Genomic DNA, 25,435 nt, shown 5'->3' with positions numbered 1-25,435 from the left:
AGCACCCGCTCCTTTTATAATATTCTATTTATTATTAACGCTCATAGATAACTTCAACGTCATAGTCGTCATCATCCCAACTATCCCAGTCGTCATCGTCGTCATTCTTCTTAGTTGCATCTTTATGATAAGTGTCCCATTTGAATTCAACTTCTTCATCTTCAATTGGTACAAACTTTTCTTTCGGCATGCTCTCAAGCAGAGTCATAATATTATGGATCAACGGCTGCGTGTTTAATTTATTGATAGCTGAAATATGATAGATATTTTCAGTCTCACCTAGCTCTTCTGCGATTTTCTCACACAGCGCCTGAGCTTCTTCTTCTGGTAACAAGTCAATTTTATTAAACACTAACCAGCGCGGCTTTTCAGCCAGCTTAGGGCTATATTGATGCAGCTCATTGATGATAGCAAAGGCATTATCTACCGGATTTGAACCATCAACTGGCATCACATCAATGATATGCAGTAATACACGACAACGCTCTAAATGTTTTAAGAAGCGAATGCCTAAACCAGCACCATCAGAAGCCCCTTCGATCAAGCCTGGAATATCAGCAATAACAAATGATTTATTTGCTTCAGGGCGTACCACACCTAAATTTGGAATAAGCGTAGTAAACGGGTAATCAGCCACTTTAGGACGTGCAGCAGACACACTGCGAATAAAGGTCGATTTACCAGCATTAGGCAAACCTAATAAACCTACATCAGCTAATAATAATAGCTCTAGTTTAAGGTTACGTACTTCCCCTGGTGTGCCCAACGTTTTTTGACGAGGTGCTCGGTTAGTACTTGATTTAAAACGCGCATTCCCCAAGCCGTGGAAACCGCCTTTTGCAACCAAAATCCTTTGACCATGTTGAGTTAAATCACCCAAGCCTTCTTGCGTATCCACATCAGTGATACGAGTACCAACAGGCACCATTACATAGAGGTCATCAGCCTTTTTACCTGTACAGTTACGGCTGCGGCCGTTAGTACCACGTTCAGCTCTATGAAAACGCTCAAACTGATAATCGATAAGGGTATTTAAGTTTTCATCAGCTTGTAGATAAACACTACCACCATCTCCACCGTCACCGCCGTCAGGTCCACCATCTGGGACATATTTTTCACGACGGAAAGATACGATGCCGCTACCACCGTCTCCAGCTTCTGCGCGAATTTCTACTTCATCTACAAACTTCATGATTACTCACTTTAGGGATTGGCTTGTTAATTTCACTATTATATACCTAAGCCAAGCTGATTGCAGGCTTGGCTTAGGTATATATTTTTGCTTAAAACAAAAAACCCCGCAAAGGCGGGGTTTTTTAAGAACCGATTCTGATTACTCAGATACGATGCTTACGTATTTACGGTTTAAAGGACCTTTTTGTTCAAACTGAACTTTACCATCTGCTTTTGCGAAGATAGTGTGGTCTTTACCGATACCTACGTTTGTGCCAGCATGGAATTTAGTTCCACGTTGACGAACAATGATGCTACCCGCTAGAACTGATTCGCCACCAAAACGCTTAACACCAAGGCGTTTGCTTTCTGAATCGCGACCGTTACGAGTACTACCAGCTGCTTTTTTATGTGCCATTTCTAAGTACCTCTAATTAAGCGCTAATGCCAGTGATTTTAACTTCTGTGAACCATTGACGATGGCCCATTTGCTTACGAGAATGCTTACGGCGTCTAAATTTAACAACCTTAATTTTCTCACCGCGACCATGTGAAACAACCTCAGCTGTTATCTTACCACCGTTTACGAACGGTACACCGATCTCGATTTTCTCACCATCAGCAACTAAAAGTACTGAATCAAATTCAACTGCTGCACCAGTCTCAACGTCTAATTTCTCAAGACGAATTGTTTGACCTTCAGTCACACGGTGCTGTTTACCACCACTTTGGAAAACCGCGTACATAATTAACTCCGTCTGTGCGCCCTCAAATCGACGCAACTAAAATATTATTCAATAGGGCGCGAAGTTTACGCTAATGTGCAAAAACTAGCAAGCCTGTTTTATTAATTAAATGAATAAAAAATAGCTGCATTGAGAGCGATTCAATATTTTCCCCTATTTTATATTAAATTGGCATTATGCCAAGCCTTTTTAGCGTTTGATGACAAATAAATTACACCACAGATAAACGCACTCTGAGAATAAAAAACAATCATGTTGAATTGACGTTAATTTCTTAAATTAAAAAGTTATCTTGGCAAATTAAGGTTAAATTAAGCAGCTTAACCGTGTTTTTTCAGCGAATCGTCACAAACTGTCGAGCAAAGCTGTTTTTTGTTGTACAATCAGCCCCGTATACCCATTAAAATTGGCTCGGAGATCAATGGATATAAAAGCTATCCAGGCGTTAATCGAAAACGATATGAATGACGTCAATCAACTAATTTACGCACAAATGCGCTCTGATGTAGCACTCGTCAATCAGCTCGGCTTATATATAGTTAACAGTGGCGGCAAGCGTGTTCGCCCTATGCTGGCTATTTTAGCGGCTAAGGCGCTTGGCTATAAAGGCAAAGATCATGTCACTTTAGCAACTATTGTTGAATTTATTCACACTGCCACATTATTGCATGATGATGTCGTCGATGAATCAAATTTACGCCGTGGTACACCAACAGCAAATGCTGAATTTGGTAATGCTGCCAGCGTACTAGTTGGTGACTTTATTTACACTCGCTCATTTCAGTTGATGGTGGGTATTGGTAAAATGCAAGTCATGCAAATACTCGCTGATGCCACCAACGTGATTGCCGAAGGTGAGGTGTTGCAGCTTATGAACTGTAATGACCCTGATACCACCGAAGAGAGTTACATGCAGGTCATTTACTCGAAAACGGCAAAACTATTTGAAGCTGCAACAGGCCTTGCTGCTATCATTACCGAACAAGACGAGGCTACCTTACAGGCGCTTAACTTGTACGGGATGCACTTAGGCACCGCTTTTCAGTTGGTAGATGACGTACTTGATTACAATGCGGATGCTGAGCAATTAGGTAAAAATATTGGTGATGACTTAGCTGAAGGTAAACCAACCCTGCCACTACTTTATGCGATGCGCCACGGTAATGCAGAGCAAGTGCAACTGATCCGTGATGCGATTGAACACGGCAACGGTATGAATCACTTAGAGGCAATTTTAACTGCACTTAATGAAACTAATGCGCTTGAGTTCACAATGAATAAAGCAAACGAAGAAGCTGATAAGGCGATTGCCTGTTTAGCGTTATTAGATGAATCGCCATATAAAGAAGCCTTGATCAGCTTGGCACGTATTGCTGTTGATCGTAATCATTAGCGAACAACAACCCTTCGAGCACAAAAAAGCCTGCAAATGCAGGCTTTTTTAATCTTTACCTCAACGAACTGCCGAGGTAAATCAAGATTATGCGTTGATGAAATCAACACCTTCTTGGATATCTTTTTTAAGCGTATCAAGCATATCATTTTTAGCTTGCTGTTCAAATGCGCTTAGCTCGCCGTAAGAAAGAATCTCTTCTACGCCGTTTTTACCTAAACGTACTGGGTGCGCAAAGTATTCAGCATCGCCATTTTCAACAGCAACGTATGCGTAATCGACTACGTCTTCACCTTGTAAGCCTTTAACTAGCGACATACAAAAACGAGCAGCAGCAGCACCCATTGATAATGTAGCAGAACCACCGCCCGCTTTAGCGTTAACTACTTCAGTACCGGCATTTTGGATACGAGGAGTCAATGCAGCAACTTCTTCATCTGTGAAAGTAACACCTTCAACTTGAGAAAGAAGCGGTAGAATTGTTGTACCTGAGTGACCACCAATTACTGGTACTTTCACAGTTGCAACATCAACACCTTTAAGCTCAGCGATAAACGCTTCAGAACGGATCACATCTAAAGTAGTGATACCGAAAACACGTTTCGCATCGTAAGTACCCGCTTTTTTGAATACTTCAGCAACAATTGGCACAGTGCCATTTACTGGGTTAGTGATGATACCTACTAATGCTTTAGGGCAGTTAGCAACAATACCTTCAGCTAATGTTTTAATGATACCAGCATTTACGTTGAATAAATCAGCGCGGTCCATACCTGGCTTACGTGGCATGCCAGCAGGGATAAGCACGATATCACAACCCGTTAATGCTTGATCTAGTGCATCAGCACCAAAACCTGCAACTTTAACGTCAGTTGGGATGTGAGAAAGATCAACAGCAACACCAGGAACAACTGGAGCAACATCATAAAGTGATAATTCAGAACCAGCTGGTAAGCCTGTTTTTAATAATAAAGACAACGCTTGGCCGATACCGCCAGCAGCACCTAATACAGCAACTTTCATTGGAATTCTCCGTAATTTAAGGTAGAAAATATTTGTGGCACTAAGATAAAGAAATTAGCGCCTAAAGACAAATTTATCCTGCTTATTTTGCATATAATTTCGACCATAGTTGTAAATTTTTTTATTTACAAAGGCCAAAGAGTAAGCAAAGCTAAACAACTACTGCATAAATATGCATTTTTGTGTAGAATTTAGGTCATCAAATAACAGAGCAGAACAACAACATGCAACCACAAGATAAACAAGAAGCGTTAGTTAAAGCCTTTAAAGCACTTTTAAAAGAAGAAAATTTTGGTTCTCAAGGCGAAATAGTCGATGCTTTAAAAGAACAGGGCTTTGATAATATCAGCCAAAGTAAAGTCTCCCGCATGTTAAGCAAGTTCGGCGCAGTTCGCACACGTAATGCCAAACAAGAAATGGTTTATTGTTTGCCTGCTGAAATGGGTGTTCCAACGGCAAAAAGCCCGTTACGCCAGTTAGTGATTGATATTATGCATAACGAAATGATGATCATCATTCGTACCAGCCCAGGTGCTGCACAGCTGATCGCTCGGTTGTTAGACTCATTAGGTAAAGCAGATGGTGTACTTGGCACTATCGCCGGTGACGATACGATTTTTATCGCCCCAGCAAAAATTTCCGAGATTGACGTAACACTCGAGCGGGTGCGCGTTTTATTTGATACGGTTTAAACAGTTATAGCTGCTTTAAAAAGCTAATTGATGGGGCGAAAAATGCTGAACCCATATCAGCTTGCGTAAAATCGAGCCAGTGGTCATAGCAATCGCCCTGCCCCAATCGACTCAATAACATTTGCTCAAACGCATTACCCTGCGCCGCATAACTGATCGCCAATATTCCCTGCTCATACACATCGCCATAAGGCATGTTTTGATTCAACTGCAGTGGTTGACCTTGCTCATCTTTAAGCTCAGTGCGTACTGCATGGCTATTTTCCACTGCGGGGAAAATTAAGTTATTATCTAAGCGCGTACGGCCCATTATTTGTTCTTGTTCACTCAATGGTAGATTTTGCCATACACTCAAGTCATGTTTATAACGTTGGATATGCACATAACTGCCTTGGTCTTCAAAGTGATCCGGTTTATTAATTAACGCAGTGAGGCGTTTTTGGCGGCCATGTGGTGTGTCACCACCGAGGATAAAACCATTAAAATCACGGCCATCGAGAAAACGAAAGTTTCTTACCTGTTCAACGAGTTCAACATCAGGGGAAAATAATTTCAGTATTTGTAATGCAAACAGATGATTGACATCTTCTCGGTCGGAGCGAATTTGCACAAACAAATCAAACGGCTGTGCACCCATAACATGATCGCTATGGGTAATATTAGGAAAACTCTGTAATTGACTCGGCAGAAACTCAGGCAAAATATGCGGCCAATACTGCGCCCCTACAGCCACCACACTAGAGAGCATAGATTCAGAGAACTGATCTGAAAACTCATCTTGAATAGCACTCACATATTTTAATTTTTTGCGTAATGACTCATCGTGGCCATCAAGTACATTAAAAAATAAATGTAAACCGTGCAAGTTTGCTTCAGCACAAATCCCTGACTGCGCTTGCGCCATGGTATTTCCTTAACTCAAAAGTCCTACACGGCAGAACGTGAATGTAGTTATTCAGCGAAAAAGTTAACCGTGTGCGGTGTTATTCTTATAGTTACATCGTCATTTACTAAAAATGATTGACCCAACTGAGCAGCAACATCAATTTCTTGCCCAGCAATGATAACCTTATACACAAAGTGTGAGCCAACAAATCGGCGGTTTAATATAGTCACCGTGTTTGCAGGACTGCTTTGTGGTTGCAAAGGCATTAGTTCAAGATGATGTGGGCGAACATAGAGTTGCCCAACATGCTTTGCATGGCTTTGTGCAAGCAATGATTCAACTCGCCCAAAAGCAGTAGTATATTCAGTTGCTGTTAATGCTTCTGCGTCTAAGTATATGCCCTGACCAAGAAATTCTGCAACTACCTTTGAGTTTGGCGTGTTAAAAAGCTGCTCCGGCGTGCCTTGTTGAACAATTTTACCGCAATCCATAATTGCCAATGTATCTGCAAATGCAAACGCCTCTTCTTTGGAATGGGTGACAAACACTGCGGATACTTGCTGATTTTTGATAATGCGCCGAATATCAGCAATAAGCTCAAAGCGCACTTGGGTATCAATATTTGAAAACGGTTCATCTAATAACAGTAAACTCGGGTTATAAGCAAGCGCTCTGGCAATGGCAACACGTTGCTGCTGACCACCGGATAGTTGATGAGGAAAACGTTCAGCACAACCAACTAAATGCACCAGCTCAAGCATTTCATTAACACGTTGTTGTTTTTGTGCTTTGCTCATTTTTGTTAAGCCAAAGGCAATATTGTCAGCTACCGTTAAATGTGGGAATAGCGCATAGTCTTGAAACATCATACCAATATTACGATGTTCAGGTGCTAAAAACCGCTGTTCATCGCTGATCAACTTAGCATCAATAAAGACTTTACCCTGCTGTGCTGTAATGAGCCCTGCAATCGCTTTTAAGGTCGTCGTTTTGCCACACCCACTGGCACCAAGTAAGCAGACAATTTCATCTTTTGCGACGGTTAAATCCAAGCCCTCAATGACTGCAGTGCCGTTATACTGATACGATAAATTTTCTAACACTAAACTGCTCATTTAACTTCTCATTTAGCTACGTTGCTCCATTGAGCGATTAACAAAATACAAAGGCACAAGCCCCACCACCACGATTGCTAACGCTGAAATTGAGGCTAGCTCTAATTGCTCATCACTAACATATTGAAAAACATGGGTGGCTAGCGTTTCAAAATTAAACGGTCTTAATAACAAAGCGGCCGGTAACTCTTTCATGCATTCAATAAACACCAATAACGCAGCAGTTAGAATACCGCGCCGTAATAACGGAATATGCACCTTACGTAATGTTTGCCCTTGGCTTTTACCCATTGATTGACTTGCCATATCCAAAGAGGGGCTTATACGCATAAAGCTTGCCTCAACGGCGCCGTGGGCAATGGCATAAAAACGCACTACATAAGCAAAAATAATAGCAAATAAAGTACCGCTCAATAATAAGCCCGGTGAAAAGCCCATCGGCTCTAACCAAGTGTTTAATTTATCATCGAATAAGCTTAAAGGTAACAACACTGCTATGGCCAATACGGTACCGGGCAGCGCGTAACCGGTGCTGGCTAAACGCCCTGGAATAAGCGGATAGGCTTGCTTAGCGATACGTTGATAAAACACCACAAATAAACTCAGTACGATTGTGATTGCACTAACAATCATCGCGATCTTAAAACTTTGCCACGCATAAAGGAAAAAGGCGCTATTCCATGCTTGCTCAGCGTAAGAAACTGCATAACCAATCAACACTGCAACCGGTAATGCAAAGGCAAAAAACAGCACAGCACAACAAAACCCCGTTGCGAGCCAAGCACTTTTACCTGTTAAGTTATAAAGCGTTTCACTATTAACGCCAGATTGGCGTTCAAATACCGCTTGGTTGCGACGACTGTAGCGCTCCATCGCCAGTGCTAAGAATAAAATAAGCAGCATAATTGCTGATATTTTTGCGGCTGCCGTTAATGAGTAATAGCCTAACCACGTATCGTATACCGCCGTTGTTAACGTGCTTACTGCAAAGTAATTTACCGTGGCAAAATCGGCCATTGCCTCCATACTGATCAGCGCAAGGCCCGCCACAATAGCACCTCGCGCCAGCGGTAAACTGACCTTATAAAAACTTTGCCTTGGCGATAAGCCCATTAACTGACTCGCCTGTACTAACTTAAATGATTGCTCGCGTAGTGCCGTTTTAAAAATCAAATACAGATATGGATACAGCACTAAAGCAATCATCATAATTGCACCCGGTAAGGTACGGATATCAAAGAACCAGTAATCGGAGGGGGATTGCCAATCAAACCAGTTTCGCAGTGTTATTTGCACCGGTCCAGCATAATCAAACAAGTCAGTATACACATAGGCGATAATATACGTGGGCATTGCTAAGGGCAGCATTAACGCCCATTCAAACTGTCTGCGGCCAGGGAAATCACAATAAGCTGTTAACCAACCCAATGGCAAAGCGATTAGACAGCTGACAGCGCCAACTCCTAAAATAAGTAACAGTGTATTGCGAGTATAATCCCACAGCACTGTATCCCAGAGATGACTAAACACCTCGGAATCACCTTGCAGAGATTCAAACAGCAAAAAACATAACGGGGTTATTAGCACTATGCCAATAACCCACGCAAAAAACTGCCATCGTGACAGCGAGAATTTAAAACGCATTAAAGATCGAACTTCACCTCATCAATTAGCTTAAGTGCTAAAGGACGATATTTGCTAATTTCATCAAGTGGTAAACTGTCTTCCTTGAAGCTGCCCCACGATGCTACTAAGCTTGATAATTCAACGCCCGGTTTTACCGGATATTCCATATTGACCGAAGCGTACATGTTTTGTGCCTTATTGTCGGTCATATATTCGATAAGTTTCAAGGCATTTTCTGGGTTTTTAGCGTACTTGGTCATAACTACACCAGAGACATTAATATGTGAACCTCTGTTATCTTGATTAGGAAAGTTAATGTGCACAGCATCAGCCCATGGTTTTTGCTCTGGATCTTCAATCATTTTGCCAAAGTAATAACTATTGCCCAGCGCCAAATCACATAGGCCTTCTTTTACTGCTTTTACTTGTGCACGGTCATTGCCTTGTGGTTTACGCACTAAATTTGCTTTCACCCCTTCAAGCCAGCTTTTGGTTTGAGCTTCACCATGATGGGCAATCATTGATGCCACTAGCCCTAAGTTATAAGGGTGCTTACCTGAGCGAGTACAAATTTTACCTTTGTATTTAGGCAAGGCCAGTTCTTCATAGCTTAAATGCGGTAATGCACCCACGCGCTCTTTTGATGAATAAACATTGCGAACTCGTTTAGTTAACGCAATCCACTGACCATCAGCATCTCGAAAGCTAACAGGCACATTGGCATTCACAGCCTCACTGTTAATTGCCTGGGTTAACGCGAGATCCTCTAATTGAATTAAATCACTAAAATTTGACGTGAGCACTAAATCAGCTTGACTATGTTTTCCTTCACGCTTGAGTCGCTCAATCAAACCTTTTTTAGCAAATACCACATTAGTTTTAATGCCTGTTTGCGCTGTGAAGTCATCTAATATTGGCTGAATCAAAAACGGTTGACGAAAAGAATAAATATTAACGGCCTCCTCTGCCAATACTGGGGCAGTAACCACTAAGCCAACTAAAATTGCTAATGTCTTTTTCATAAATCGCTTCCATATTAATAATAACTATTATCATGCAATGATAACGTGTCCCTCAGATCTACGCACTCATTAAATGGTAATCAAAGATGACCACGCCCATTATGGAAATCAGTTGTGCGATATATCTCACGGTTATGACAGCTATTGAGTATAACGCACTACAAAAACACTCTTAAAATACACTAACCACATGAAATAATAGAGCTTTCATTAAATTACAAAAAAATGACTTTATTTTCGTTACTATTTTCAGCCTATTTTGTTTGTCAATTCCCTCTATACTTATTTCATCGGTTAAGCATTGACGCTTAAATGAGTAAACGGACAAGGATTGATTACTCATAAACCTCGAATTTTAGGTTACGTTAGGAAAAAATGGACTCACGGACAGGCTCAGGATGAGTAGCACTAAGGATAGTAAGTAAATGGACAGCGTCAAGATGATGCGAAAAGGACGAACAACATGGCTCACAAGAGGGTTGTTAGACAGGATGTTATAGAAGTGGACAAATGGACAGGCCCTAAAGGGTAACGCAATGGAACTGTTAATTAAAGGATAGCATCAGGATGATGCGTAAAGGATCGGTAATAGACGGTTACCAATAGGGATGACAAGGATGCACACAGGAGATAGGCTCGGAGCGCCTTCATCACGCAGAACGAACAAGTAACAGCGTGATCACATGGATTTGTAAAGTTTAGGAGTTGATTAAGTTCAATTGCAGGATGCAAAATTAGAAGATTCCGCAAGCGCGACTAGAGATAGTTCGCGCTTTTCTTTTGTCTGAAAAACAACTCATTGTATATAAGCGACGATTTCTCTAAAATAGCGCGCTTATAAATCACTGAGGCTGGCCGTGTTAATTAACTACAATCCCCCATTAGATCCATATTTAAGCATTATATTTCAAGATGATGATTTACTGATTGTAAATAAGCCCAGTGAACTGCTAACCGTACCAGGAAAAGATCCTAAGCACGCAGATTGCTTGATTGCGCGCGTTAATCGCGTATTTCCTACCGCTAAAATTGTGCACCGCTTAGATATGGCAACCTCTGGCATCATTTGTTTAGCGATGAATAAAGCCGCGCATCGTAATTTAAGTATGCAGTTCCAAGAGCGTCAAACGGCTAAACGTTATATAGCGCGGGTTTATGGAAAACTTGAACCTTTAACTGGTTCCATCGATTTACCGCTGATCTGTGATTGGCCTAATCGACCAAAACAAATGGTTGATCATGAAAATGGCAAGCCGTCTTTAACTCACTATAGCGTCATTGAATATGAAGCGCATGCCACACGGGTCGAACTCACCCCAATCACCGGACGCTCTCATCAGTTACGTGTACATATGCTATCACTAGGGCACCCAATTCTAGCCGATAGGCTCTATGCTCATGACGATGCATTAGCTGCTGCACAACGGCTACAATTACATGCTCAAATGTTGCAACTAGCGCACCCGGTAACAGGTCAAGTCATGACATTTACGGCTGAGCCTGATTTTTAAACTCTAAAATCAACCTAAACTTTTAGCCATTTAAGCCGATAACGACTTATTGATTCATCTTGGTGGCTGATATGTTTACTGGTAAACAATTTAAAATACCGCAATTAATGAGCTTGGCTATAGGTATTGCACTGACGATGCCTATTCAAGCTGCCGACTTTATAGTACCAACGCCCTGGTCGACAGTTGTCAGTAGTGATTTATCACGTTTAATGCCGCAAGATGAACTAAAGCCGCTGCTTGCGGGTGACACTGAATTTTTGAGTTTGTATCGTGAACATATGAGTGCCCAGCAGCGAGGTGTGGTATTGATCATTCCTGACTGGCAGCATTTACCTACCAATAATGACGGCATTAACTTTTTACGTACCCAGCTTAATGATTTAGGCTATGCCACATTGGCGATGACGGTACCTGATATTGACTGGCAAGCTGTGCCTGCTGATCCGGAAAACTCCCAAAGTGAGCCTGCTGAGAATAACCAAGCAGACAACAGCGAATCGGCCGCTTCTGAAGCTCCCCTCAAAGCCCCTGTACATGTTGATGCGATTGCTCAAATAAGCAATGCGATAATCGATAATTACAAACAGAGCTTAATTGCACGCTTTAATGCCTTGTATCAAAGTGCATTGAATGAAGATGGTAAAATAGTGGTCATTGCCCAAGGCGCGAGTGCCGCAGTGTTACTTGAGCACTATGGTGAATATCCAAATACCAATATAGATGCATTTATCAGCATTAGTAGTTATTTACCAAACAGCAAACGTAATCAACAACTTAACGCCATTGTATCGACAATTAGTCCACCATTATTGGATGTTTACTATAGTGTTGATAACCCGGGTTTATTACTCAGTGTGGAAGATAGAAAACGCTGGGTAAAACGTCACAGTAAATATGATTACCGCCAACGTGAGTTATTTGGTTTGCGCTCACAGCCGCAGCAACATGAACGCCTCACCAAAGAAGTCGACGGTTTTTTACGCCGCCTTTTTTAAGAACTCGTAAGCAGCTTGAATGTCTTGGCTTTTCTTTACCGCTAATTCCATCATGTGCTTAGGTAACCCTTGTGAAACCAGCTTATCTGGATGATGCTGAGCCATTAACTTACGATACGCTACTTTTATTTCGCGCTCAGTTGCTTCATTATTTAACCCCAACAGTGCCAAAGCTTGAGTACGATTCATGCCACTATTTGGCGGCACATGATGCCCTGAGCCCTCTCGGTAACTACTACTTTGCCCTTGTTGGCGTTGCTGCTGTTGTTGATAGCGTTGCTGTTGCTGACGAAATGAAAATTCTGCTTGGTAACGCTTAAGTACAAACGCAAAATGAGTTTTAGATATCCCCAATAATTTGCTGACTTCTTGCAGCAATTCCTTTTCTTGTGCAGCAAGCACTCCGTCAGAAAACGCCATTTGGATCTGAATTTCTAGAAATAACTGCAATAAATCATGGCGACGAGCAAAACGTTCTTTAAAATCAAAGACAGTTTCTTTGAGCGAAAAGTCGCTGTCTTTTCCCGCTTTAAAAGCATCTTGTGCTTCTTTACGATCATCGCCTTTGAGGCCCATTTCATCCATAAACAAACTGGCCGCACGAATATGGACTTCACTTACCCGTCCATTTGATTTAGCAATGTGCCCCATTACCCCAAAACAACTGGTGAAAAATAATGCTTGGCGCTGATGAATATCATCGTCACCTTTAAATAAACTTGAAAAACCACCGGCTTTATCAAAATTTTGTTTTAAACTTTTGTCAAACATATGGCCCAAATATAAGCCTATAAATAAACCTATAATGCGCCCAAACATAAAGCCAAAACAGGCACCTAAAATTTTACCCCACATAAGGTGCTCCTTTAATCTGTGAATGACTGAAAGACTCATTTTGTTGCGCTGCTAACGAATTATTCAATTGCGCGAGTCGTTCAGGCGTACCAATATCATCCCAGCGACCAATATACAGCTCAGTTGAAACAAGCTGCTCAGCCAACTTTTCTCTTAACAGTGCCCCTAAGCGATGAGAACCTGGAGCAATTCCGGCAAAAAATTGCTGATGAAAACGACTAATACCTGAGAATGTATATTTCGGGCTATTGCCATCTAAATGGCGCAACGTAAAGTCACCATCTGGGTTATGAGGCGGATTTTCAACTAACACTATGTGCCCTTCCCCATCATCTAAGTGAATATGTAGCAATGAGCTCACATCATAGTCGGTAAATATATCGCCATTAATAACAATAAATTGCTCGCCGAGTAAAGGCAGAGCTTGGATAATACCGCCTGCGGTTTCCAGCCCCTGCTCGGGTTCTTGGCTATATTCAATATGCACACCAAATTGACAACCATCGCCAAAGTAATCACGAATTTTATCGCCTTGCCACGCAAGGTTGATAACAAAATCAGTGATCCCAGCTCTTTTTAAGCGTTCAATATGATGTTCAATTAATGGTTTACCTTGCACCTTTAACATCGGTTTAGGCAATTCTGCGGTTAATGGCATCATGCGCTGACCGCGACCCGCGGCTAAAATCATCGCTTTCATTATTTATCTGATGCTTTATCAAGTGCCACTATCGTGGCTGGGATAATGGTGTTGTTGATCCACTGACCCAACTCCACTAAGGACGGGTGATCTTGGGCAACATCACTAATATAATTTAGAGTTGGCAGTACGTTGTCCATATAACCGGATTTACCATCACGTAAATTCAACCGGCAAAAAATACCCGCGGCTTTTAAATGACGCTGAATACCGGTTAAATCAAACCACTGTTTAAAGGTTGCAAAGCTAATATTACTGATCAGTCCTTGTTGCTCAAACTCGCTAAATGCATGCTCAAGCAAGTATTCAAGCTCATCGTGAGGTAACTTAAAATAACAATCTCGAAGTAGCGAAACCAAATCATAACAAACTGGACCTTGCACTGCGTCTTGATAATCAATAATCGCCCATTGCTGCTCACTACGCATTATATTACGGCTATGAAAATCGCGATGCACTGTCACTCTTGGCTGGGCAAGCACGTTAGCAATCAGTAATTCACAGCTAGTTTGCCATAATTTGCGCTCCGCAGGGCTGATTTGCAGTTGTAGAAACGCTTCAACTAGCCACTGTAAAAAAATACTCAGTTCTAATTCTAAAAACGCACGGTCAAAATCTTTCATGTGTTCAACTGCAGGCATTTTTGCCCACTGTGCGCTGAGTTTTATTAAATGTTTATAATGGTTAATGCGTTCTTTATCATTGAGCATATCAGCAAGATGTACATTGCCTAAATCACTTAATAAGAAGAACCCTTGCTTTTCATCGGCATGTAATATTTTTGGTAATTTGAAGCCATGCTCAGAAAAAACTTTATTGAGTTCTATATAAGGAGTGTTATCCAGCTTAGTGGGATCTGAGTCCATCACGATATAGCTATCTTGGCCACGATTTAAACGGAAATAGCGGCGAAAACTCGCATCTCCAGTGATCGCAGCAAGCTGATATACTTCATCTTCGAAGTGCGGATTTAAAAACTGCTGTAAACTTTTATAACGGTTCATTTCGTAAGATATCTATTTTTCACTAAGTCAATTACTGTATTTGCCATTGTTTTCCTTTATTATGTCACTCTTATATTCAACGACAGCGTATTAAGGTTAATAAATGAGCAAAACCTGGGGCATAATGATGCTAAGTGTGATCAGCGCACCATCGCTTGCCGAAACTGAACTGACACACAACTTTTGTGGCAATTCAATGCAAACCAGAGCTTGGCAACCGCTTGCTGGCCTTGATTTAGGCATGGTCGATATCCAATCAGATGATATTGAATTGCTTGGTACCCAAAGCGCAGAATTTACCGGTAATGTTGATATTAACACCCTTACTATGAGTTTGTCCGCACAAAGTGCGCTAATTGACAAACAGCGTGGGTTACTTAATGCAACAGGCCCTATTACTTACCGTGATACTATCAGTGAAGTAAATAGCTCTGGTCTCAATGCTGATTTAAATAGTTCTGAAATCAGTTTGCTCGGTGCCGATTATAAATTAACCGAACAACAAGGCCACGGCGGTGCAGAGAAGCTCACAGTAAACCAGTCTGGCCTAGAGCTACTGAACGCAAGCTTTACTACCTGCCCAAATGACACGCCATTGTGGGCAATTCAAGCTGAAGAAATTTTACTTTCTCGTGAAGAAGGCTGGGGTGAAACCCATGATATGGTGTTGCGTATTATGGATACGCCAGTGCTGTACCTACCGTATTTTACTTTTCCAATTGATGAGCGAAGAAAGTCAGGCCTATTAACGCCTAATATTTCCAGTTCCGACCGTTATGGTATTGAAAGCATCACACCTTACTATTGGAATATAGCGCCCAATTACGATGCCACCATAACACCACGCTATATGTCAAAAAAAGGCCTGCAATTACAAGGCGAATTTAGATATTTAAGCGATAGTAACGAAGGATTGGTTGCACTAGAGTATTTAGATAAAGATGACTCTGAGCCAGAACTCGAAGAACGTTTTCTATTTCACTGGCAACAACAAAGCTATTTTAATGAAAACTGGCGTGCAGCTATAGATATAACCAATGTCAGTGATGATAACTATCTCACTGATTTAGGCTCGAATTACGCAACACGTACAGATACGCAACTTTATCGTACTGGTTCACTGTCTTACTTAGGTGAAACATGGCGCACGGATATTAAAGTCCAAAACTTTGAAGTTTTGGGCGATCATACCGAATCTTATGCTGCGTTACCGCAAATTAGCTTTTCGCAAACCACACCGTTTCGCTTTAGCGATATTGAATTAACATTCAATGGTGAATTAAGCCATTTTACCAATGATACGGCAATAATAGAAAAAGCAACTCGGGTACATATCGAACCTAAAGCCAGCTATGGCTATCAAGAGCATGCTTGGTCGTTTCTGTCTGAGTTTAGTGTATTGCACACTAATTATAATCAAGAAGGCGATTTATCGAATACTGACTATGCTGAAACAGTATCGCGTACCCTGCCTAAAGTACGTTTATATAGCCAACTAAATTTTGAACGTGATACCAGCATGATCGACAATGGTATTCAAACGTTAGAGCCGCAAGTACAGTACCTTTACACACCAGACAAAGATCAATCCGATATCGGCCTCTATGACACCACTAAATTACAAGATGACTTTTTTGGTTTGTTTCGTGATAGCCGTTTCTCAAGTGTCGACCGTATAGCTGCTGCAAATCAATTTACACTTGGCGCCACTACGCGATTATTTAACGATAATAGCGAAGAACTGTTTAACTTTAGTGCCGGGCAAATCTTCTACTTAAGCGATTCAGCCAAGCCAACCGCACAAAACTTAGATTCAGATACTAACTATAATGCCTTGTTTGCCGCGCAAACCATGTTACATTGGCACCGTCGTTGGTATTTATCTGGCGGGATCCAATATGACACTGATGGTAAGCAAATCATCCAGTCGAATGTGACCTTAGATTATAAAGGTGACGATAATCAGCTGGTACAATTGAACCATCGCTATGCAAATGATGTCTCAGGCAATACAATCGAGCAAGTTGGCTTATTTACTAGCTTCCCGCTAAGTGAGCAATGGCAATTTGTAAGTAGCTATCACCGCGATTTAGAAAGCGGGCGTAGCGTCGAGGTATTCAGTGGATTGCAATATGAATCTTGCTGTTGGGCCTTTCAAGTTACTGCCCGTCGTCAAATTGAAACTGATTTAAATCAAGCGATAGGCCAAGAACAAGCCACTTTTGATTCAAGTATTGGATTTAATATTGTCTTAAAAGGGTTAGGTAGTAAAAGCCGTTATGATGCACAAAAATTATTACAACAAGGTATTTTTGGCTATCGTAGACCGTATTTTCTTAATAACTAGTATTATCGTACTATTAGCAAGAGTATTAGAAAAAGTATGAATTTAAAAAAACTATTAGCATCCGCATTATTAACGCTTGGCTTATGTCAAAGCGTCTTCGCAGCCCCTGTTGAAATAGACAAGGTGGTGGGTATTGTAAACCAAGGGGTTATTTTACAAAGTGAAGTTGACACTATTGTTAACCGTGTAAAAGCGCAAGCCAAAGAACAAGGTCAAGAATTGCCATCCGATGAAACTTTGCGTATCCAAGCAATGGAACGATTAGTAAATCAAACACTGATGATGCAAATGGCAGATCGCATGGGCTTAGAAATTTCGGATAGCCAACTTGATCAAACTTTAGTTAGCATGGCCAAAGAGCAAGGTGGTTCGATCGCAGATTTACGTCGTACAATCGAGGCCGCAGGTGAGAGTTTTCAATCTTACCGTGAAGAAATTCGTAAAGAAATTACCACCCAACAAGTAATGCGTGCAAACGTTGACCGTCGTATTTACATCAGCCCGCAAGAAGTCGATAACCTATTAAAAATAATGGAAAGCCAAGGTCAAAATACTGAAGAGTACGATATTGGTCATATTTTAATTGATATTCCTAACAACGCTACCGCAGACGAAATTGCAAGCGCAAAAACCCGTGCAGATAAAGTTATCGAGTTTTTACAAGAAGGCAAAGAATTTAAGCGTATCGCGATTTCTTCATCAAGTGGTTCAAAGGCACTTGAAGGTGGTCAATTAGGCTGGATGAGCATTAATGAAATGCCATCACTATTTGCAGAAGCCGTTAAAGGCACCAAAAAAGATGCTATTATCGGCCCTCTTCGCTCTGGCGCTGGCTTTCATATCATTAAAGTACAAGATATTCGCGGCCGCCAAGTTGTTGAAACAACTGAAGTACGCTCTCGTCATATTTTGATCAAGCCATCAATTATCTTAAGCGAAGAAAAAGCCCGCACAATGCTTAATGGCTTTGCTAAAGAGTTACGTGCTGGCACTGCTGACTTTGGCGAGCTTGCGAAAGAATATTCAGAAGATCCAGGTTCTGCACTTAAAGGCGGCGAGTACGATTGGACAGATCCTACAACCTATGTGCCGCAGTTTAGAGATGCCCTGTTATCGCTTGATAAAAACGAGATAAGTGACCCATTTAGAACCACATTTGGTTGGCATATAGTGCAATTATTAGATAAACGCGTAGCTGATAAAACCGAAATAGCGAAACGCAACCGCGCCCACGGCATGCTATTTAATCGTAAATTTAAAGAAGAAAGCTTTAACTGGCAGCAAGAAATGCGTGAACAAGCCCATGTTGAAATTTTCCCAATTGATGAATAACCAATGACTCTACGTATTGCAATTACTCCCGGCGAACCTGCCGGGATTGGCCCTGACCTACTGCTAAAACTTGCTCAACATGACTGGCCAGCACAGCTGGTAGTGATTGCTGATAAACAATTATTACAGCAGCGAGCCAAACAACTTGGTTTAACAATCAACTTGATCCCGTTTGATGAGAATGCCCCAGCAGCACTTGCTCCTGCTGGCAGTGTTTACCTGCATCAAGTTGATCTAGGTGCCGACGTTGAAATGGGCGTATTAAATGATGCCAATGGTCAATATGTGCTTGATACTTTGCGCATCGCCTGTGAAATGAATATGAATGGGACATTTGCAGCAGTTGTAACAGGCCCGGTCCATAAAGGTATTATTAATAAAGCCGGTATTTCATTTAGCGGTCACACCGAATATTTTGCACAGCAGTCAAATACGCCTGATGTAGTTATGCTATTAGCCACTGAAGGGTTACGTGTTGCCCTTGTGACAACGCATATTCCATTGGCTTATGTATCGCGTGCAATTACCAGTGAACGTCTGAGTAAAGTGGCTGGTATTTTACATCACGATTTGCAAACTAAATTTGGTATCGATAAACCACGTATTTTAGTGTGTGGCCTTAACCCTCACGCGGGTGAAGATGGCCATTTAGGCCGTGAAGAAATTGACACTATTACCCCTACGCTAGAAAAACTGAACAGCGAAGGAATGAACTTAATTGGGCCTTTACCGGCTGACACCTTGTTTCAAGACAAATATCTATCGCAAGCAGATGCAGTGTTAGCAATGTATCACGATCAAGGTTTACCTGTGCTAAAATACAAAGGTTTTGGTAAATCAGTGAATATTACTCTTGGTTTACCGTTTATACGCACCTCAGTCGATCACGGTACCGCGCTTGATTTAGCCGGCAGTGGTGATGCTGATGTTGGTAGTTTTGAATTAGCGATCCGCGAAGCAATTAAGCTCGCCCATGAAAAAGCACAAAATCAATGACAGATAAAGTACATTTAGGACACCGCGCCCGTAAACGTTTTGGGCAAAACTTTTTATGCGATGAAATGATCATCGATAAAATCGTCAGTGCAATTGATCCTAAACCGCAAGATAACTTAGTTGAAATCGGTCCAGGCCTTGGGGCTATCACTGAGCCTGTGAGCGAATTAAGCGGCCATTTAACGGTTGTTGAACTCGATAAAGATTTAGCCCAACGCTTAACTGAACACCCATTTTTAGGGCCAAAGCTTAGCGTGCATCAAGGCGACGCCATGAAGTTTGATTTTTCAAGCTTGATGAAAGATGAGCGTAAATTAAAAGTGTTTGGTAATCTACCGTACAATATTTCAACACCATTGCTATTCCACTTATTTGAGTTTGCTGACAACATAGAGCACATGCACTTTATGCTGCAAAAAGAAGTGGTAAAACGCATGGTAGCAGGCCCCGGTAGCAAAACTTTCGGCCGCTTAAGTGTGATGACGCAGTATTACTGCAATGCCATGCCTGTTATTGAAGTACCACCGGAGTGCTTTAAACCTGCACCTAAAGTTGATTCCGCCGTTATTCGCTTAATTCCGAAGAAACCTGAGCAACGCACAGCAAAAAGCACTAAAATTCTTAACACTGTGTGCTTAGAGGCTTTTAACCAACGTCGTAAAACACTGCGTAACAGCTTAGCTAATTTAGTCACTGCGGATGAATTAACAAGTATCGGGATCGATATCACCTTACGCGCGGAAAGCCTTTCGTTACAACAATTTATTGATATAGCTAATTGGATTTATGACAACAAGCAGTAATTTGGGTTCACCCATTAAAGTCTCAGTAGAAACATTTTATGTTGAAGGCCAGTCACAACCTGAGCTTGATAAGTATGTATTTGCCTATTCAGTTACCATTAAAAATCACAGCTTATGCAGTGCTAAGCTAATTAGCCGCTATTGGCTGATCACTGATGCAAATGGTAAAGAAGTCGAAGTACAAGGTGAAGGTGTGGTCGGTGAAAAACCAACGATTGGTCCTGGCGAAAGCTACAAATACACCAGCGGCGCTGTATTGGATACGCCAGTAGGCACCATGCAAGGTTATTACACTTTGAAAAATGAATTCGGCACTGAATTTGATGCACCCATTAACGTTTTTCGTTTAGCACAGCCTAATATTTTGCATTAAATAATGGCAAACTATGCAATTGGTGATCTACAAGGCTGTTATCAAGAATTTCAGGCTTTATTGCTGCAAGTTGACTTCAACCCAAGTAAAGATCACCTCTATTTAGTGGGCGACATTGTCGCCCGTGGCCCCGACTCACTCGCCTGTTTAGATTACTTATATACACACCAAGATAGTATCACTGTGACCTTAGGGAATCATGATCTGCACCTTATTGCCAACTACATGCTAAACAAACCAGCTAACCCCAAAGATAAACTCGCCGCCCTACTGAGCTCAGAAAAGCTACCTGCTTATATCGCCATGTTGCAGCAGCAACCACTCGCGCTATGGCTTAAGCAAGAACAAGTATTTATTAGCCATGCGGGCCTCAATCCGGCTTGGTCTATTAAGCAAGCTCTACAGTATGCACAATTTGCACAACACTGTTATCAAGGTGCAGATGCACGTGACTACTTTAAGCATATGTATGATCAGCATCCACCGGTTTGGAATGAGCAACTTACTGAATTTGAACAGTTTCGCTATATAGTAAATTACTTTACACGAATGCGTTTTTTAACCCTTGATGAACAATTAGAGCTGACTTTTAAAGGTGGCATTACTGACTCTAATGCAATGATCCCTTGGTTTAAACATCCACGATTTGACAGTTTTAAGAAACATATTGTTTTTGGTCATTGGGCAGCACTTGAAGGGGTAACTAATCATGCAAATATCCACGCTTTGGATACAGGCTGCGTGTGGGGTGGAGCAATGACCTTGTTGGAATTAAAAAACAAACAACGATTCAGTATTAATTCAGTTAATTCTATCTAAATAACCTGAAAAATAATTCATCTTCTGTTAGATTTGTTGTTATGAATGTTAAAAGTAATTAAATTTAATTACTTAACTTATCCGCAATAAAGCCGATAAAGTCTAATTGCTACTCTCTTTATGGAATTTTATATGAACTTAACTGTCAGCCAGCGTATTTGGGGTGGATTTATTTGTATCACCTTATTGCTTCTTTTAATTGGGGGTAATTCACTGTTCAGAATCGCAAATATTAATAATTCAGCACAGCAAGTCAATCAATTATCGCTGCCTGCTTTAGAGCAAAGCTCAGATCTGCAAGTTGAATTTATTTTAATGAGTAAAGCTGCGCAAGCAAGTTTTTACACCGAATCAGTCGCCGAACTTGCGCCAATTCAACAATCTGTATTAGAACAAAAACAACGCTTTGATAAATCTTACTTACAATTACAGCAAGTTGTTCACGACAACCCAGAACTTAATAAAAGTAGCCAAAACGTTGAGCAAACTTACAAACGCTTTATTAAATCGGTAGAAAATTTATTACAAGATAAAAGTAATCAACTAAAGCTCAATAAATCACTGCGTGCGCAATTAGAAGCCATTGAGCTTGCGGCGGAGGACGCTAACTCAGTAGTGTTAGATATCATCGATATAGATGGCTTAGAAGCTAATGATAGTAGAGCGTATCAAGCTGCTAATAAATTAGAAAATAACTTTTTATCGTTAGTAACAAATAGCACTGATATGCTGACAGTGAAAACTCAGAATACCTTAGATATCGTTAAAAATGAGCAACTTTATTACTTAGAAGAAATTGAACGTAGCTTAAACCTACTGAGACCAGCGGTGGAAGCTGTAGAGCCCGGTTTATACAATGACCTAAATAATTATTTTACTTCTATTCGCGATAACATTCTCGGCAATAATAGTATCTCGGCCAACAAAAAACGTTTAATTGATGTCATTGCGACCACCGAAGCAGAGCTCGCTCAAGCAGAGCAAGCGACAACAACTGCATTAAAACAACTCAATGAATTAGTTAGCCAAGCCAGTAATGTCGCGTTTGAGTTACAAAAAGAGGTCAGCAGTGATGTTGCTGCAGCAAACCTGTGGACTTGGATTGGTATGATCAGCGCCACTCTGTTAGCTATCATTGTGGCTTATATTACGGTCAATCGCATCATCAAACCATTAGCTGAAGTTAATCGTATTCTCGATATCGTTGCCAGTGGTGACATGACACAGCGCCTTGATGATAGCGCAAAAGATGAATTTGGTGAGCTATCGCGCAGCTGTAATACATTAATAACAAGTTTACGCAGTTTGATCCAAGGCATTATATCTCGCTCTACACAGCTTGCTGCCGCATCAGAAGAAACCTCTGCAATTACTGGTGAGTCAAGCCAAGCTATTCGCAATCAACAAGCGCAAGTAGAGCAAGCCGCCACTGCAACCACAGAAATGAGCAGCACATCACAAACTGTGAGTAACAGCGCTCAGCAGGCACTTAAAGAAATCAAAAATGCGGATAAAGAAGCTGATCGCGTTAAAGGCATTTCTAACAATAATAAAGCAACCATTGAGCAACTCGCTCGAGAAGTAGAGTCTGCATCAAAAGTCATTAATAAGCTGCATCAAGACAGCGCTTCTATCGGCAGTATCCTTGATGTTATTCGTGGTATTGCAGATCAAACCAATCTACTTGCACTCAACGCTGCCATAGAAGCGGCTCGTGCCGGTGAACAAGGTCGTGGTTTTGCTGTTGTAGCGGATGAAGTTCGATCGCTAGCAAGTAAAACTCAAGCCTCGACACAAGAAATTCAAGCCATGATTGAGTCATTACAAACTGGCGCTGAAGCCGCTGTAACAGCAATGTCGAAAGGAAAACAACAAGCTGACTCATGTGTTGAGCAATCAGATTTAGCTAATACGGCACTAGATTCAATCACTGCAGCCGTTGCGCTAGCCCATGATGTAAGTGAAGAGATCTCAACCGCAGCACAAGAGCAGCAGCAAGTATCACAGGAGATCAGCGAACGTCTTGAGTCAATTGTAGCAATTGCTGAACAAACAGCTGAAGGCGCAAATCAAACCAATATCTCCAGCTCTGAAGTGGCTAAGCTCGCTGAAGAATTACGTTTATCAGTGGATGAGTTTAAAGTTTAAACGAATAACTCGCTTAATAAAACGCCCCGCTAGGTTTTCTAGCGCGGCGTTTTATTAGCAAACAATTTCCTGCCACTTATTCAATTCATTAATAATTATTTAAGCAATAATACCGCAACTTTGATGTAACTAAATCGCGGTTTAAAACCGCATCAGTAAATAGAAGCAAATTAATTTTTGGCTGGGATTTACTCCCCCTTTAATGAAGTGTATTATTTTGTGCTAACAAACTGACAACATTTTCGTGATAGTTAATGTTACGCTTAGTAATTAATCATAACTGCTTAAGTTATATAAACTCCGTTCAAACCTCTTACAGGTAAAAAGTAAATTGTGATTTAACACTGACTCAACACAAAGCTAAAAAGCTTTAAACATTGCTCAAACCCGCTATTATAAATAGGTATTCAGTTGTGTAATATCCCAAGGATTTTTAAAATTGATGTGAAAAATCTACACAAAATATTAATCTACATAATATGTATTTATTCTGTGATTAGCAGTATAAATAGCTTTGCAAAATCAACTGAAAAGCCTTTTTTTAAAGTCTCACCAACGGTGTGTATTACTGAAGCCAAACAAGCGTTGTGTGAATTGAACATTCAGGTAAGTTTTATTCTCGCCCCATTTAAAGAGCTATGTTTAGAAATTTCCAACCGACCTCAGTACACCCAATGTTATGCTCAAAGTGGTCTAATTGAAGAAAGGTTTAAAATAAATACAAATCAGTCTCTTAAAGTACAACTAATTGATCCGTTAACTAACTTAATTATCAAAGAACAAGAACTATCTATTGCCAGCTATGAAGCTAAGGATTACCGCATTAAACGCCGTTTTGGTTGGAGTTTATAACAATTGTGCTGTAGGGCTAAAAATGATAAGTAACACCTGCAAACCCAGAGAAGTAACCGTTTTCATTAATGATTGGATTTTTAGCTAACTCGCGATCTAGCCAGGTATGTTTAAGCTGCAGATCAACACTCAGTTGCTCATTGATCGGATACTCATACGCCAGCTTGAAATGATAGTTTATTGCGCTTTGCAACTCGTATTTAGTAAGTCTCGTCAGGGCTTCTGTTGGCGCAATTGTGTAATAATACTCTATCAAATCACTACTTTTATAATTAGCCCCTGCCTCAAAGCCAAATAAACCACCTAAGACTTCCACTGACTTATAGCCATTAATTTGCACTTCATGACCATTATGTACACCAGTAATATCCTGCAATAACGCTAACTCTAACCATGAATCACCGGGTAATTTCAAACCTGATGATAAGCCCGCTAAGTAAGATAAATTACGCTCTATAGGAGTCAGTGTCTTAGTTGGAGCGGAGCCATGAATTGGAGTTTTATGGTTATCAGTAACAATACTCGTTGCAAAAAGCTTGTCTATACCGTCTAATTTGAAGAAAAAACCATCATCATTAAAACGACCTGCTATATCTATATAATAGCGGTCAGTTTCGATAAGGCTATAGCCAAGAGCAAAGTTATCCACATACCAGCGTTCGCCATAATAAGAGAACTTAGGCAGTATCACAGAGGTAATATTTTTAGAACTCGCGACTGGATTTTGAATACCACCATAGCCGAGTGTAATACTCGCATGTAATGTTGATTTTTTTATTAATTGTTGTTGTTTTAACTCGTTTTGAGCACTTGCACTTGTGCATACAAAACACAACAACCCTAATAACCTCATCATTGTATTCAAACCACCTTAATTTAATTACTTTTCTGTATAAAGAGTCAATATATTTACATATAGCCATAGCAGCTATAATTGGTCGATCATATCCTCTGCGGATAAAATTGTATAATAATTTAAATAGATATATTAAAACCAATTTCAATGTAACACAAAGCACAC

At 40.8% G+C, this 25,435-nt stretch carries 24 protein-coding genes; 12 read left to right on the top strand and 12 right to left on the bottom strand.

Features of this window, described 5'->3' with window-relative positions; translation table 11 throughout:
• Window positions 1–34 precede the first annotated feature (34 nt).
• The 3 genes from cgtA to rplU form a co-directional block, all read right to left on the bottom strand.
• On the bottom strand, window positions 35–1,192 hold the full coding sequence (gene cgtA, locus A7968_RS05380) for an Obg family GTPase CgtA (RefSeq protein WP_064665558.1): 1,158 nt from the start codon (window positions 1,190–1,192) through the stop codon (window positions 35–37).
• A gap of 141 nt (window positions 1,193–1,333) precedes the next feature.
• The gene (gene rpmA / locus A7968_RS05375) at window positions 1,334–1,591 is read right to left on the bottom strand and encodes a 50S ribosomal protein L27 (RefSeq protein WP_064665557.1); all 258 of its coding nucleotides are present in this window, start codon (window positions 1,589–1,591) and stop codon (window positions 1,334–1,336) included.
• Window positions 1,592–1,607: 16 nt separating this feature from the next.
• Entirely contained in the window at window positions 1,608–1,919 is a 312-nt protein-coding gene (rplU, locus tag A7968_RS05370; RefSeq protein ID WP_006794538.1) for a 50S ribosomal protein L21, read from the bottom strand.
• 421 nt (window positions 1,920–2,340) lie between these two features.
• On the opposite strand from rplU, the gene ispB reads away from it, so the two are divergent.
• Entirely contained in the window at window positions 2,341–3,312 is a 972-nt protein-coding gene (ispB, locus tag A7968_RS05365) for an octaprenyl diphosphate synthase (RefSeq protein WP_064665556.1), read from the top strand.
• A gap of 87 nt (window positions 3,313–3,399) precedes the next feature.
• On the opposite strand, the gene mdh is transcribed toward ispB, so the two are convergent.
• A complete protein-coding gene (mdh, locus tag A7968_RS05360) occupies window positions 3,400–4,335 on the bottom strand; it encodes a malate dehydrogenase (RefSeq protein ID WP_064665555.1) in 936 nt (311 codons plus the stop codon).
• Between the two features lie 224 nt (window positions 4,336–4,559).
• Between mdh and argR the strand changes: the two genes are divergently transcribed.
• Complete coding sequence (argR, locus tag A7968_RS05355; RefSeq protein ID WP_064665554.1) at window positions 4,560–5,027, top strand: transcriptional regulator ArgR; 468 nt, start codon at window positions 4,560–4,562, stop codon at window positions 5,025–5,027.
• Window positions 5,028–5,031: 4 nt separating this feature from the next.
• Here the strand turns inward: argR and A7968_RS05350 are convergent, their stop codons facing one another.
• From A7968_RS05350 to A7968_RS05335, 4 genes are read right to left on the bottom strand one after another with little or no spacing between them, the layout of a single operon-like run.
• Entirely contained in the window at window positions 5,032–5,931 is a 900-nt protein-coding gene (locus tag A7968_RS05350; protein WP_064665553.1) for a Dyp-type peroxidase, read from the bottom strand.
• Between the two features lie 47 nt (window positions 5,932–5,978).
• Window positions 5,979–7,028, bottom strand: coding sequence for an ABC transporter ATP-binding protein (locus A7968_RS05345; protein ID WP_064665552.1), 1,050 nt, complete (start codon window positions 7,026–7,028; stop codon window positions 5,979–5,981).
• A gap of 12 nt (window positions 7,029–7,040) precedes the next feature.
• Complete coding sequence (locus tag A7968_RS05340; RefSeq protein WP_064665551.1) at window positions 7,041–8,672, bottom strand: ABC transporter permease; 1,632 nt, start codon at window positions 8,670–8,672, stop codon at window positions 7,041–7,043.
• Window positions 8,672–9,676 carry a Fe(3+) ABC transporter substrate-binding protein gene (locus A7968_RS05335; RefSeq protein WP_064665550.1) on the bottom strand — a complete coding sequence of 335 codons (1,005 nt, stop codon included), beginning with the start codon at window positions 9,674–9,676 and terminating at the stop codon, window positions 8,672–8,674. The genes A7968_RS05340 and A7968_RS05335 overlap by 1 nt, the downstream gene beginning before the upstream one ends.
• 857 nt (window positions 9,677–10,533) lie before the next feature.
• Here A7968_RS05335 and rluA point away from each other — a divergent pair.
• Together rluA and A7968_RS05325 are read left to right on the top strand one after the other, a co-directional pair.
• The gene (gene rluA, locus A7968_RS05330; RefSeq protein ID WP_064665549.1) at window positions 10,534–11,187 is read left to right on the top strand and encodes a bifunctional tRNA pseudouridine(32) synthase/23S rRNA pseudouridine(746) synthase RluA; all 654 of its coding nucleotides are present in this window, start codon (window positions 10,534–10,536) and stop codon (window positions 11,185–11,187) included.
• Window positions 11,188–11,258: 71 nt separating this feature from the next.
• Window positions 11,259–12,185 carry a DUF3530 family protein gene (locus A7968_RS05325; RefSeq protein ID WP_064665548.1) on the top strand — a complete coding sequence of 309 codons (927 nt, stop codon included), beginning with the start codon at window positions 11,259–11,261 and terminating at the stop codon, window positions 12,183–12,185.
• Here A7968_RS05325 and djlA read toward each other — a convergent pair.
• Genes djlA through A7968_RS05310 form a run of 3 tightly spaced genes read right to left on the bottom strand, consistent with a single transcriptional unit; the run spans window position 12,168 to window position 14,744 of the window.
• The gene (gene djlA, locus A7968_RS05320) at window positions 12,168–13,040 is read right to left on the bottom strand and encodes a co-chaperone DjlA (protein WP_064665547.1); all 873 of its coding nucleotides are present in this window, start codon (window positions 13,038–13,040) and stop codon (window positions 12,168–12,170) included. The genes A7968_RS05325 and djlA overlap by 18 nt on opposite strands.
• Window positions 13,030–13,740: an N-acetylmuramate alpha-1-phosphate uridylyltransferase MurU gene (murU, locus tag A7968_RS05315; RefSeq protein WP_064665546.1), complete on the bottom strand. Its 711-nt coding sequence runs from the start codon at window positions 13,738–13,740 to the stop codon at window positions 13,030–13,032. The genes djlA and murU overlap by 11 nt, the downstream gene beginning before the upstream one ends.
• Window positions 13,740–14,744: an aminoglycoside phosphotransferase family protein gene (locus A7968_RS05310; RefSeq protein WP_064665545.1), complete on the bottom strand. Its 1,005-nt coding sequence runs from the start codon at window positions 14,742–14,744 to the stop codon at window positions 13,740–13,742. The genes murU and A7968_RS05310 overlap by 1 nt, the downstream gene beginning before the upstream one ends.
• A gap of 103 nt (window positions 14,745–14,847) precedes the next feature.
• Between A7968_RS05310 and lptD the strand changes: the two genes are divergently transcribed.
• From lptD to A7968_RS05270, 8 genes are all read left to right on the top strand, one after another.
• Window positions 14,848–17,091, top strand: a complete 2,244-nt coding sequence (gene lptD / locus A7968_RS05305; RefSeq protein WP_064665544.1) for an LPS assembly protein LptD — start codon at window positions 14,848–14,850, stop codon at window positions 17,089–17,091.
• A 36-nt stretch (window positions 17,092–17,127) separates the two neighbouring features.
• Window positions 17,128–18,423: a peptidylprolyl isomerase SurA gene (gene surA, locus A7968_RS05300; protein WP_064665543.1), complete on the top strand. Its 1,296-nt coding sequence runs from the start codon at window positions 17,128–17,130 to the stop codon at window positions 18,421–18,423.
• Window positions 18,424–18,426: 3 nt separating this feature from the next.
• Window positions 18,427–19,419 (top strand): 4-hydroxythreonine-4-phosphate dehydrogenase PdxA, encoded by a 993-nt coding sequence (pdxA, locus tag A7968_RS05295; RefSeq protein WP_064665542.1) that lies wholly within the window; start codon window positions 18,427–18,429, stop codon window positions 19,417–19,419.
• Entirely contained in the window at window positions 19,416–20,222 is an 807-nt protein-coding gene (rsmA, locus tag A7968_RS05290) for a 16S rRNA (adenine(1518)-N(6)/adenine(1519)-N(6))-dimethyltransferase RsmA (RefSeq protein WP_064665541.1), read from the top strand. Before pdxA ends, rsmA begins: the two co-directional genes overlap by 4 nt.
• On the top strand, window positions 20,206–20,595 hold the full coding sequence (gene apaG, locus A7968_RS05285; protein ID WP_064665540.1) for a Co2+/Mg2+ efflux facilitator ApaG/CorD: 390 nt from the start codon (window positions 20,206–20,208) through the stop codon (window positions 20,593–20,595). The genes rsmA and apaG overlap by 17 nt, the downstream gene beginning before the upstream one ends.
• A gap of 3 nt (window positions 20,596–20,598) precedes the next feature.
• Complete coding sequence (locus A7968_RS05280; RefSeq protein WP_064665539.1) at window positions 20,599–21,414, top strand: symmetrical bis(5'-nucleosyl)-tetraphosphatase; 816 nt, start codon at window positions 20,599–20,601, stop codon at window positions 21,412–21,414.
• A gap of 132 nt (window positions 21,415–21,546) precedes the next feature.
• Complete coding sequence (locus tag A7968_RS05275) at window positions 21,547–23,562, top strand: methyl-accepting chemotaxis protein (protein WP_064665538.1); 2,016 nt, start codon at window positions 21,547–21,549, stop codon at window positions 23,560–23,562.
• A 411-nt stretch (window positions 23,563–23,973) separates the two neighbouring features.
• Window positions 23,974–24,414 (top strand): DUF3019 domain-containing protein, encoded by a 441-nt coding sequence (locus tag A7968_RS05270; RefSeq protein WP_208855831.1) that lies wholly within the window; start codon window positions 23,974–23,976, stop codon window positions 24,412–24,414.
• A 16-nt stretch (window positions 24,415–24,430) separates the two neighbouring features.
• Here the strand turns inward: A7968_RS05270 and A7968_RS05265 are convergent, their stop codons facing one another.
• Window positions 24,431–25,270, bottom strand: a complete 840-nt coding sequence (locus tag A7968_RS05265) for a MipA/OmpV family protein (RefSeq protein ID WP_064665536.1) — start codon at window positions 25,268–25,270, stop codon at window positions 24,431–24,433.
• Between the last annotated feature and the right edge of the window lie 165 nt (window positions 25,271–25,435).

Source organism: Pseudoalteromonas prydzensis (assembly GCF_001661495.1).
Lineage (GTDB): Bacteria > Pseudomonadota > Gammaproteobacteria > Enterobacterales > Alteromonadaceae > Pseudoalteromonas > Pseudoalteromonas prydzensis.
This window is presented reverse-complemented; position numbering and strand designations above follow the sequence as displayed.

What these genes read in the sequence shown, in the direction of transcription:
- cgtA (WP_064665558.1), bottom strand. Translation starts at nt 1,192, where the DNA reads ATGAAGTTTGTAGATGAAGTAGAAATTCGCGCAGAAGCTGGAGACGGT.
- rpmA (WP_064665557.1), bottom strand. Translation starts at nt 1,591, where the DNA reads ATGGCACATAAAAAAGCAGCTGGTAGTACTCGTAACGGTCGCGATTCA.
- rplU (WP_006794538.1), bottom strand. Translation starts at nt 1,919, where the DNA reads ATGTACGCGGTTTTCCAAAGTGGTGGTAAACAGCACCGTGTGACTGAA.
- ispB (WP_064665556.1), top strand. Translation starts at nt 2,341, where the DNA reads ATGGATATAAAAGCTATCCAGGCGTTAATCGAAAACGATATGAATGAC.
- mdh (WP_064665555.1), bottom strand. Translation starts at nt 4,335, where the DNA reads ATGAAAGTTGCTGTATTAGGTGCTGCTGGCGGTATCGGCCAAGCGTTG.
- argR (WP_064665554.1), top strand. Translation starts at nt 4,560, where the DNA reads ATGCAACCACAAGATAAACAAGAAGCGTTAGTTAAAGCCTTTAAAGCA.
- A7968_RS05350 (WP_064665553.1), bottom strand. Translation starts at nt 5,931, where the DNA reads ATGGCGCAAGCGCAGTCAGGGATTTGTGCTGAAGCAAACTTGCACGGT.
- A7968_RS05345 (WP_064665552.1), bottom strand. Translation starts at nt 7,028, where the DNA reads ATGAGCAGTTTAGTGTTAGAAAATTTATCGTATCAGTATAACGGCACT.
- A7968_RS05340 (WP_064665551.1), bottom strand. Translation starts at nt 8,672, where the DNA reads ATGCGTTTTAAATTCTCGCTGTCACGATGGCAGTTTTTTGCGTGGGTT.
- A7968_RS05335 (WP_064665550.1), bottom strand. Translation starts at nt 9,676, where the DNA reads ATGAAAAAGACATTAGCAATTTTAGTTGGCTTAGTGGTTACTGCCCCA.
- A7968_RS05325 (WP_064665548.1), top strand. Translation starts at nt 11,259, where the DNA reads ATGTTTACTGGTAAACAATTTAAAATACCGCAATTAATGAGCTTGGCT.
- djlA (WP_064665547.1), bottom strand. Translation starts at nt 13,040, where the DNA reads ATGTGGGGTAAAATTTTAGGTGCCTGTTTTGGCTTTATGTTTGGGCGC.
- murU (WP_064665546.1), bottom strand. Translation starts at nt 13,740, where the DNA reads ATGAAAGCGATGATTTTAGCCGCGGGTCGCGGTCAGCGCATGATGCCA.
- A7968_RS05310 (WP_064665545.1), bottom strand. Translation starts at nt 14,744, where the DNA reads ATGAACCGTTATAAAAGTTTACAGCAGTTTTTAAATCCGCACTTCGAA.
- lptD (WP_064665544.1), top strand. Translation starts at nt 14,848, where the DNA reads ATGAGCAAAACCTGGGGCATAATGATGCTAAGTGTGATCAGCGCACCA.
- surA (WP_064665543.1), top strand. Translation starts at nt 17,128, where the DNA reads ATGAATTTAAAAAAACTATTAGCATCCGCATTATTAACGCTTGGCTTA.
- pdxA (WP_064665542.1), top strand. Translation starts at nt 18,427, where the DNA reads ATGACTCTACGTATTGCAATTACTCCCGGCGAACCTGCCGGGATTGGC.
- rsmA (WP_064665541.1), top strand. Translation starts at nt 19,416, where the DNA reads ATGACAGATAAAGTACATTTAGGACACCGCGCCCGTAAACGTTTTGGG.
- apaG (WP_064665540.1), top strand. Translation starts at nt 20,206, where the DNA reads ATGACAACAAGCAGTAATTTGGGTTCACCCATTAAAGTCTCAGTAGAA.
- A7968_RS05280 (WP_064665539.1), top strand. Translation starts at nt 20,599, where the DNA reads ATGGCAAACTATGCAATTGGTGATCTACAAGGCTGTTATCAAGAATTT.
- A7968_RS05275 (WP_064665538.1), top strand. Translation starts at nt 21,547, where the DNA reads ATGAACTTAACTGTCAGCCAGCGTATTTGGGGTGGATTTATTTGTATC.
- A7968_RS05265 (WP_064665536.1), bottom strand. Translation starts at nt 25,270, where the DNA reads ATGATGAGGTTATTAGGGTTGTTGTGTTTTGTATGCACAAGTGCAAGT.